The organism is Sulfitobacter sp. HI0027 (assembly GCF_001634775.1).
In the GTDB taxonomy this organism is placed as follows: domain Bacteria; phylum Pseudomonadota; class Alphaproteobacteria; order Rhodobacterales; family Rhodobacteraceae; genus Sulfitobacter.
Genome location: NZ_LWER01000219.1, coordinates 42,778 through 50,785 on the forward strand (window position 1 = coordinate 42,778; position 8,008 = coordinate 50,785).

The 8,008-nt window shown below is 62.3% G+C and carries 10 protein-coding genes and 1 pseudogene; 2 read left to right on the forward strand and 9 right to left on the reverse strand.

What is annotated here, in order from left to right; all coding sequences use genetic code 11:
• The first annotated feature begins 109 nt into the window (after window positions 1-109).
• On the forward strand, window positions 110-1,792 hold the full coding sequence (locus A3722_RS14120; RefSeq protein WP_067624753.1) for an acyl-CoA dehydrogenase family protein: 1,683 nt from the start codon (window positions 110-112) through the stop codon (window positions 1,790-1,792).
• Window positions 1,793-1,859: 67 nt separating this feature from the next.
• Window positions 1,860-2,252, forward strand: a complete 393-nt coding sequence (locus tag A3722_RS14125) for an META domain-containing protein (protein WP_067624750.1) — start codon at window positions 1,860-1,862, stop codon at window positions 2,250-2,252.
• Here the strand turns inward: A3722_RS14125 and recO are convergent.
• The 9 genes and pseudogenes from recO to A3722_RS14170 all read right to left on the reverse strand — a co-directional run.
• A complete protein-coding gene (recO, locus tag A3722_RS14130; RefSeq protein WP_067626298.1) occupies window positions 2,236-2,958 on the reverse strand; it encodes a DNA repair protein RecO in 723 nt (240 codons plus the stop codon). The two genes, A3722_RS14125 and recO, sit on opposite strands and share 17 nt — an antisense overlap.
• The gene (locus tag A3722_RS14135) at window positions 2,958-3,287 is read right to left on the reverse strand and encodes a DUF1491 family protein (protein ID WP_067626296.1); all 330 of its coding nucleotides are present in this window, start codon (window positions 3,285-3,287) and stop codon (window positions 2,958-2,960) included. Before A3722_RS14135 ends, recO begins: the two co-directional genes overlap by 1 nt.
• Before the next feature lie 15 nt (window positions 3,288-3,302).
• Complete coding sequence (gene era / locus A3722_RS14140) at window positions 3,303-4,211, reverse strand: GTPase Era (RefSeq protein WP_067626294.1); 909 nt, start codon at window positions 4,209-4,211, stop codon at window positions 3,303-3,305.
• Window positions 4,208-4,894 (reverse strand): ribonuclease III, encoded by a 687-nt coding sequence (rnc, locus tag A3722_RS14145; protein ID WP_067626292.1) that lies wholly within the window; start codon window positions 4,892-4,894, stop codon window positions 4,208-4,210. The genes era and rnc overlap by 4 nt, the downstream gene beginning before the upstream one ends.
• Window positions 4,891-5,727 carry a signal peptidase I gene (gene lepB, locus A3722_RS14150; RefSeq protein WP_067916223.1) on the reverse strand — a complete coding sequence of 279 codons (837 nt, stop codon included), beginning with the start codon at window positions 5,725-5,727 and terminating at the stop codon, window positions 4,891-4,893. Before lepB ends, rnc begins: the two co-directional genes overlap by 4 nt.
• Window positions 5,728-5,859: 132 nt before the next feature.
• The gene (acpS, locus tag A3722_RS14155) at window positions 5,860-6,264 is read right to left on the reverse strand and encodes a holo-ACP synthase (protein ID WP_067627706.1); all 405 of its coding nucleotides are present in this window, start codon (window positions 6,262-6,264) and stop codon (window positions 5,860-5,862) included.
• Window positions 6,265-6,409: 145 nt separating this feature from the next.
• Window positions 6,410-6,853 carry a PA2169 family four-helix-bundle protein gene (locus A3722_RS14160; RefSeq protein ID WP_067627704.1) on the reverse strand — a complete coding sequence of 148 codons (444 nt, stop codon included), beginning with the start codon at window positions 6,851-6,853 and terminating at the stop codon, window positions 6,410-6,412.
• Window positions 6,854-6,966: 113 nt separating this feature from the next.
• Window positions 6,967-7,719 (reverse strand): pyridoxine 5'-phosphate synthase, encoded by a 753-nt coding sequence (locus A3722_RS14165; RefSeq protein WP_067627712.1) that lies wholly within the window; start codon window positions 7,717-7,719, stop codon window positions 6,967-6,969.
• Between the two features lie 99 nt (window positions 7,720-7,818).
• A pseudogene (locus A3722_RS14170) lies at window positions 7,819-8,008 on the reverse strand (DUF2062 domain-containing protein); the annotation flags it as partial.

An 8,008-nucleotide genomic window follows, 5' to 3' on the forward strand; every position in this document is an offset into this window, starting at 1 on the left:
GTCAAAAATAAGCACGCAAGATTAAAACAAAATGCTGCAGTAAAACGTATCTTTGTTGTGCTGCGACTGCGAAAGGTCTATGTCTTCCCCAAGCAAGAAAGGACAGCTCATGGCACATGATGGTCAGGATATGACGATGCATAGCGTAATTCTCGACGATCTGATCGGGCTCACCGGCGCGACGCTGCCGCCGTTGGATCGGCTGCTGGAAACCGCCACCGCCGCCGTCCGCGCGCAGGTGAGCGAGGGGGATCGCGTCTCAGCCAAGCTGATCGAGGCCAACCAAACCGCCGCTCACGGGCTCGCATGGCTCGCCACCTATGTCCAAGCGCTGCGACAGATGCAGCTTTGGGCCGAACGGCTGCAGGATGACGGGCGCTTTGGCGAGGTTGAGCAACTGCTGCACCAGATCGGCTTTGGCGAATACCTTTGCCAGATGCGCGGCGGCATCCAGATGAACCAAGGCGAGATACTGCGCCTGCAAGATTTGGGGCTGAGCGCTGAGGATCAGGCCACGCTCGACGCGCCGTCGATCACCACCCTGACCCGCGGCGGCAACACCCAAGCCGCGCGCAGCCGTCTGGTGGAGCTGATGCAGGAGCGCAGCGCCGATGTGACCTTTGGCGTCAGCGGGCTTGATGAAGAGCTTGAAATGATCCGCGACCAGTTCCGCCGCTACGCGGTCGAAAAGGTCGAACCCTATGCCCACGATTGGCATCTGAAAGACGAATTGATCCCTATCGAAGTGATCGAAGAACTGGCCGAAATGGGTGTCTTCGGCCTGACCATTCCCGAGGAATACGGCGGGCTCGGCCTGACCAAAGCGTCGATGTGCGTGGTCAGCGAGGAGCTTTCGCGCGGCTATATCGGTGTGGGCTCGCTTGGCACCCGTTCGGAAATCGCGGCGGAACTGATCCTCTGCGGCGGCACCGACGCGCAGAAAGAGAAATGGCTGCCCCGCATCGCCAGCGCCGAGACTTTGCCCACGGCGGTTTTCACTGAGCCGAACACCGGGTCGGACCTCGGCAGCCTGCGCACCCGTGCGGTCAAGGACGGGGACGACTATAAGGTCACCGGCAACAAGACATGGATCACCCATGCCGCGCGCACCCATGTGATGACACTGTTGGCGCGGACTGATTCTGAGACCACAGACCACCGTGGCTTGTCGATGTTCTTGGCCGAAAAGACCCCCGGCGACGATGCCAACCCCTTCCCCACCCCCGGCATGACCGGCGGAGAGATTGAGGTGCTCGGCTACCGCGGCATGAAAGAATACGAACTTGGCTTCGACGGTTTCGAAGTGAAGGGTGAGAACCTTCTTGGCGGCGAAGAGGGACGCGGCTTCAAACAACTGATGGAGACGTTTGAATCCGCCCGCATCCAGACCGCCGCCCGCGCCATTGGCGTGGCGCAATCGGCGCTCGATATCTCGATGCAATACGCCCAGGACCGCAAGCAGTTCGGTAAGGCGCTGATCAACTTCCCCCGCGTGTCGGGCAAGCTGGCGATGATGGCGGTGGAACTAATGATCGCGCGGCAGTTGACCTATTACAGCGCCTTTGAAAAGGACGCCGGACGGCGCTGTGATGTCGAAGCAGGCATGGCCAAGCTGCTCGGCGCGCGGGTCGCTTGGGCCGCCGCCGACAACGGCCTGCAGATCCACGGCGGCAATGGATTCGCGCTCGAGTACAAGATCAGCCGGGTGCTCTGTGACGCGCGGATTCTCAACATCTTTGAGGGTGCGGCGGAAATCCAAGCGCAGGTTATCGCGCGGCGGCTGCTGGGCTAACGCGCCGGGGTTGCAAGCGCTGCCGATGTCGAGGACATAGGCGGCGTTTCAACCCAAAGGACAGCCCATGCGCAGCTTTTTGATCCTCGCCGCCCTCAGTGCTCTGCCGCAATGCCAGAGTGACGAAACCGTTCGTGCCTATGGCGGCGGAGACAAGACATGGGCCTTGGTGGAACTGGACGGCACCCCCTTCGACGCCCGTGCGACCCTGACCTTTCCGGAAGCTGGCAAGATCGCCGGAGAGGCCCCCTGCAACGCCTATAGCGCCGCGATGACGGTGCCCTACCCGTGGTTCGACGCGGGTCATATCGCCGCCACGCGCCGCGCCTGCCCGGACCTCGCGGCAGAGACGGCGTTTCTGAATGCTTTAGGAGAGGTGACCATCTCGGATGTATTGGGCGACACGCTGATCCTATCGGATGAAAGCGGCGAACGACTGATCTTCAAAGCCGCCGACTGAAAGCATCGATAAAGCGCGCGCGGGCTTCCGGCAGGGGTTTGCCCCCCAGATCGCGCGCCAGATGCGCGGTCAGGAAATGGCCCGTGGTCACCAAGCCTTGGGCAATCTCCGCATCGCTCCCCGTGCCGCCGCGCAGGACTGTCGGCAATGGCAGCAAACGATCCGCCCACTCCCCCGCGCCCTTGGCCGAGACCGCACGGCCCGACTTGGGCGAAACATAGATCAGCTCTTCGCTCACCCCGGTTACCGCGCAGCTTTCCAGATCGAGCGCATAGCCCATCTCTTCCAACAGACGCAGCTCCCATTTCAGATAGGCCAGCGGCCAGACCTCCCCCTGCCCCAGAAGATCGAGCAGCGCTTCGGTGCGGCGGTAGAGCGCCGGATGCGGCTCGCGTTCGGGCAGACAAAAGGACAAAAGCGCCGTCACCGCATTCAACCCCGCCAGCGCCAGTCGGTCCTGCATCGCCACTGCAGCCCGGCTCCGCAAAGGCTCGACCGTGAAGGCCCCGATATGGTCCTCCAACCGCGCGCGCCATGCCAGATCAAGCTGCGCGCCGGGCTGCAGGCTGGGGGCGATCTTGCGGCTGGTGCCGCCGCGCACGATCCCGGCATGGCGGCCCTGTTCGGGAGTGAAAACTTCGATGATGGCCGAGGTTTCGCCATGTCGCCGCGCGCTCAGCAGGATGCCCTGATCGCGCCATTCCATCAGGTGAGCCCCGGTTCGTCCAACAGGTGGCGGCCCTGCCGGTCTTCGACTTCGATCACCCAGAGGTCCGGGTCAAAGCTGCGTTGGCGGGCGACGGTGGCGTCAACCTCAGCCTCGTCACCCGAAGCCAGCTCAATCCACTTCCGGTCGCCGGTCATCAAATCAAAAGAGCGTTGAAACAGCACTGCTTTGCCGTCCAGCGTCGCCAGTTTCACCAGCACAGCGCCGCCCGTGTCATCGCCATGAGCCACAACAAAGGCCGGGATATCCTGCAAACGCAGCCGGGTGAGATAGGCGTCGACCCAGAAACGCGCGGTCAGATGCGGCATGGCTGGCCTTTACGCTCAGTCGTTGCCATCTTTGAAATCCAAGCCCATCTCGGAATAGCGCTCGGCCTCTTCCAGCCAATTGGCGCGAACCTTGACCTGCAAAAACAGATGCACCTTGCGGCCAAGGAACTCTTCAAGCTCTTCCCGCGCCGCTTTACCCACGGCCTTGATCGTCTCGCCCTTATTGCCCAGCACGATGCCCTTGTGACCGTCGCGCACGACATAGACCAACTGATCGATCCGGGCCGAGCCGTCCTTGCGCTCTTCCCAATTCTCGGTTTCGACCGTGAGCTGATAGGGCAGTTCCTGATGCAGCCGCAGGGTCAGTTTCTCGCGGGTGATCTCGGCCGCGATATTGCGCATCGGCAGGTCGGCAATCTGGTCTTCGGGGTAGAGCCACGGGCCTTCCGGCACCTCTCCGGCCAGCCACTGGCGCAGCGTGTCGATACCGTGGCCACGCTCGGCGGAGATCATGAAAGTCTCGGTGAAATCGAAAGCTGCGTTCATCTTTTCGGTCAGCCCCAACAACACAGGCGCCTCAACGCGGTCGATCTTGTTGATCGCCAGCGCCACGCGGCGGCCCTTGGCGATGCTGCCAAGCTCCTCAAGGATACGCTCGACACCCTCGGTCATGCCACGGTGCGCTTCGATTAGCAGCACGATCACATCGGCATCCGCAGCCCCGCCCCAGGCGGCGGCGACCATGGCACGGTCAAGCCGGCGGCGCGGTTGGAACAGGCCAGGCGTGTCGACGAAGACAAGCTGCGCGTCGCCCTCCATCGCCACGCCACGGATGCGGGCGCGGGTGGTCTGGACTTTATGCGTCACGATCGAGACTTTGGCCCCAACCATGCGGTTCAGCAGCGTGGATTTGCCCGCGTTGGGCTCTCCGATCAGGGCAACAAATCCGGCACGGGTGGTCATGAGTTCTTCTCCAATTGCCGCAGCAATGTGCTGGCGGCGGCCTGTTCGGCGGCGCGTTTTGAGGGCGCGGTGGCGGCGGCTTCGGCGCCGTTGTCCAGCCGCGCGGTAATGGTAAAGACCGGCGCATGGTCGGGGCCGCTGCGGTCGGTCTGGACATAGCGCGGCGGGTTCAGCCCGCGCGCCTGCGCCCATTCCTGCAACGCGGTCTTGGCATCACGCGCATCTTCCTTGACGGTCTTCAGCCGGTTGCCCCACAGCCGCAACACGAGGTCTTTGGCCGCGTCAAACCCGCCATCCAAATAGACGGCGGCGATAACCGCTTCGATCGCATCGCCCAAAAGCGCCTGTTTGCGCCGCCCGCCCGAAATCATCTCAGACCGGCCCAGTTTCAGCACCTTTCCCAGATCGATCTCGCGCGCCACATCGGCGCAGGTTTCCTTGCGCACCAATGCGTTGAACCGCGGGGCCAACTGCCCCTCGGTCGCACCGGGATCCAGCGCCAGCAGCGCCTCGGCCATGACGAGGCCCAGCACCCGGTCGCCCAGAAACTCCAAGCGCTGGTTGTCGTCGCGGTTGGCCGAGGACATAGAGGCATGGGTCACGGCGCGCACCAGCACGTCCGGCTTGCCGAAGTGATGGCCGATCCGCGCCTCAAAGGCTTTGAGGTCTCCGCTTAGCTTCATCTTACAGCTTCGAAGAAACGGTCGCTGCGCCATGTCCAGAAGAACAGCATCGAACGCCCGGCAGAACTGAACATGATGCGATCCGCGCGGCCAATTAGGTTCTCAAACGGCACGAAACCCACGCCACCGGCGCGCTGCGCCAACCGGCTATCGGCAGAATTGTCGCGGTTGTCGCCCATGAAGAAGTAATGCCCCTCAGGCACGGTATAGACGCCCGTGTTGTCCGACTGCTGGTTGGTGATGTTCAAGATCGGATGCGAGACGCCATTGGGCAGCGTTTCGATCTGGCGGCTTTTGAGGCAGGTGCCGCCCTGCCCGACGGGGCCGTTTTCGCAACGCGGGCGCAGTTGTTGTGGGCCTTGCGGGGCCATGACCTCTTCAAAGGTGCCTGCATCTTCGACTTTGACCGGGGTGCCGTTCAGGCTGATGACGCCGTTTTGGATCTGCACCTTGTCCCCCGGCAGGCCAATCAGACGCTTGATGTAGTCGCGGCCCGATACGGGGTGACGGAAGACCACCACATCGCCGCGCTCAGGCTCGGACCCGAAGAGACGCTCATTATCGCCATCGAAGACACCGCAGACATCCTTGGCGTCAATCTCGATCCCGACACCGGGGAGCATCAGGCTGGGGCAAGACGCATAGGAATAGCCGTAAGCCATCTTGTTCACGAAAAGGAAATCGCCGATCAGCAGCGTCTCTTTCATCGACCCCGAAGGGATCCAGAAGGGCTGGAAGAACAGGGTCCGAAAGACACCGGCGATCAGCAGCGCCCAGAAGATTGTCTTGATGGTTTCGACAAAGGCGTTGCCGGTTTTTTCCTTGGCGGCCATGCGGCGCTCCTGACATATCGGTTTGGGGTTACATGCGGGGCCGTGCGGGCCAAGTCAAGTGACGCGGGGCCGGATCGGCCTGTCCCGCGTGCATATGACGCGAAACGGCGGCGCACGCCAGCCTGAGCGGTCTCAATCGGCAAGGGGGCGCGCTTCGATCACGACAAAGGCCTGCGCCCAGGGGTGGTCATCGGTCAGGGTGACATGGATGATTGCCTCATGCCCCGGCGGGGTCATCGCGGCCAGACGGTCGGCGGCCCAACCGGTCACTTCCATCACGGGTTGGCCGGTGGGCAGATTGCTGACCGCCATGTCGCGCCATGCAATGCCCATGCGCAGCCCGGTGCCAAGCGCCTTTGAGCAGGCCTCTTTCGCGGCCCAGCGTTTGGCGTAAGTTCCCGCGACATCGCGGCGACGCTCGGCCTTGCGTTGTTCCACGTCCGTAAAAACACGATTGCGGAAACGGTCGCCAAAGCGGTCGAGCGTGCCTTGGATACGCTCGATATTTGCCAAATCAGTACCGATGCCGAGGATCATTGAGTGCCATTCTTGTCGCGTGACAGGGCCGATGCGCCCTTTACCGACAATAGATCATGCGCCGTTGCCGAGGAAAAGCAGCAATACGACGCGAAAACGCCGCCCCGCGGAACGGAACGGCGTTAAACTCGGGATGTCGCGCAGCTTAGGCTGTGGCGTGGCGCGCTTTTTCGGCTTTCGCCTCATCAATGGCGCGCTGCACAGAGGCACGCTGCTCGGTCAGGAACTCATAACCGGGGCGGCCAGCGGTGGCTTTGATCGCATCGTCGTAGTTTTCGATCAATGCGGTTTCGCCGTTGACGATTTCGTCATAGACGGCTTCGTCATCGCCGGTCACCGCGTCACGCAGTTTCAGCCAACCACGGTGGGCCGATGCCGCGGCGGAGCCTTCTTCGGAGACATCCACGCCGTCGACGCCCAACTGGCGGTGCAATTCGGTGTGGAACTTCTCGCGCTCAGCGATGCGCTGGTCGAAGAAGCCGACGAAAGCGGCCTCATCCGAGACCTGCTTGCGGGATTCACGATAGCCGTCGCGGCTGTCGATCAGGCGGGTGTGGAGTTTCTTCAGTGTGTCGATATGGTCGCTCATTGGTGCCTCCTTAGGTTTGTTAACCAGTCTGGCAGCCCAACGCAGTCAAAGCCGTTTTGGGTCCAGAAGAAGGCATCCATTGAGTGGATTTTCGCCACCGAAGACCGGCGGGCTTAGCCCTCGCGGGCCTCATCCATCAGGCGGCGCATTTCGGTTATGGCGGGTTCCAGCCCGAGGAATATCGCCTCTCCGATCAGGAAGTGCCCGATGTTGAGTTCGCGCACCTCCGGAAAGGCGGCGATGGGGGTCACCGTGTCATAGGTCAGCCCGTGTCCGGCATGAACCTCAAGCCCGAGGGAAGCTGCAAAACTCGACATCTCACGCAGCTTGTTAAGCTCGACATCCGCCTCGTCCCAGCGGCCTTCGGCAAAGGCATCGCAATAAGCGCCGGTGTGCAGTTCGATCACCTCTGCGCCGATGCGATTGGCGGCTTCGATCTGCGCAGGCTCGGCGGCGATGAAGATTGACACCCGGCTGCCCGCCTCACGCAGGGGCGCGATGAAATGGGCCAGCTTGTTCTCCTCGCGGGCGACTTCCAGCCCGCCCTCGGTGGTGCGCTCTTCGCGCTTTTCGGGCACGATGCAGACGGCATGGGGCCTGTGGCGCAGGGCAATCTTTTGCATCTCGTCGGTGGCGGCCATCTCAAAGTTCAGCGGGACGGAAAGCACCTCCATCAACCCTTCGATATCGGCGTCAGAGATATGCCGCCGGTCTTCGCGCAGATGCGCGGTGATGCCATCGGCGCCAGCCTTTTCCGCGATCTTGGCCGCGCGCAGCGGGTCAGGATAGGCGCCGCCCCGCGCGTTGCGCACGGTCGCCACATGGTCAATGTTCACGCCCAATCTCAGCTTTGGTTGATCCGCCATCTCGATTCCCCCTGCATCACTTGCCCGACCATAGGTCGGAAATTTCGCCAACCCCATAGGGGGAAGCGGTTTTTCCGGAAAATTGATGCCCTGAAAGCCTCAGTCCGCGTGGCGCTTGGCCTCGGCCTTTTGCGCCGCCTTATGCTTGAGCGCCTCGAACTTGGCTTTGATCATCCCGCGCCGCCGCTTTTGGTAAGCCCGCAGCACCGGTACCGAGATATAATAGGCGATAGAGGCGCAGATCATTCCCGGCAGGATGCCCCCGATCAGATAGGGGTAGAAGACCTGA

What these genes read in the sequence shown, in the direction of transcription:
- era (WP_067626294.1), bottom strand. Translation starts at nt 4,211, where the DNA reads ATGACCACCCGTGCCGGATTTGTTGCCCTGATCGGAGAGCCCAACGCG.
- lepB (WP_067916223.1), bottom strand. Translation starts at nt 5,727, where the DNA reads ATGGCCGCCAAGGAAAAAACCGGCAACGCCTTTGTCGAAACCATCAAG.
- A3722_RS14135 (WP_067626296.1), bottom strand. Translation starts at nt 3,287, where the DNA reads ATGCCGCATCTGACCGCGCGTTTCTGGGTCGACGCCTATCTCACCCGG.
- A3722_RS14165 (WP_067627712.1), bottom strand. Translation starts at nt 7,719, where the DNA reads ATGGCGGATCAACCAAAGCTGAGATTGGGCGTGAACATTGACCATGTG.
- recO (WP_067626298.1), bottom strand. Translation starts at nt 2,958, where the DNA reads ATGGAATGGCGCGATCAGGGCATCCTGCTGAGCGCGCGGCGACATGGC.
- A3722_RS14160 (WP_067627704.1), bottom strand. Translation starts at nt 6,853, where the DNA reads ATGAGCGACCATATCGACACACTGAAGAAACTCCACACCCGCCTGATC.
- A3722_RS14125 (WP_067624750.1), top strand. Translation starts at nt 1,860, where the DNA reads ATGCGCAGCTTTTTGATCCTCGCCGCCCTCAGTGCTCTGCCGCAATGC.
- rnc (WP_067626292.1), bottom strand. Translation starts at nt 4,894, where the DNA reads ATGAAGCTAAGCGGAGACCTCAAAGCCTTTGAGGCGCGGATCGGCCAT.
- acpS (WP_067627706.1), bottom strand. Translation starts at nt 6,264, where the DNA reads ATGATCCTCGGCATCGGTACTGATTTGGCAAATATCGAGCGTATCCAA.
- A3722_RS14120 (WP_067624753.1), top strand. Translation starts at nt 110, where the DNA reads ATGGCACATGATGGTCAGGATATGACGATGCATAGCGTAATTCTCGAC.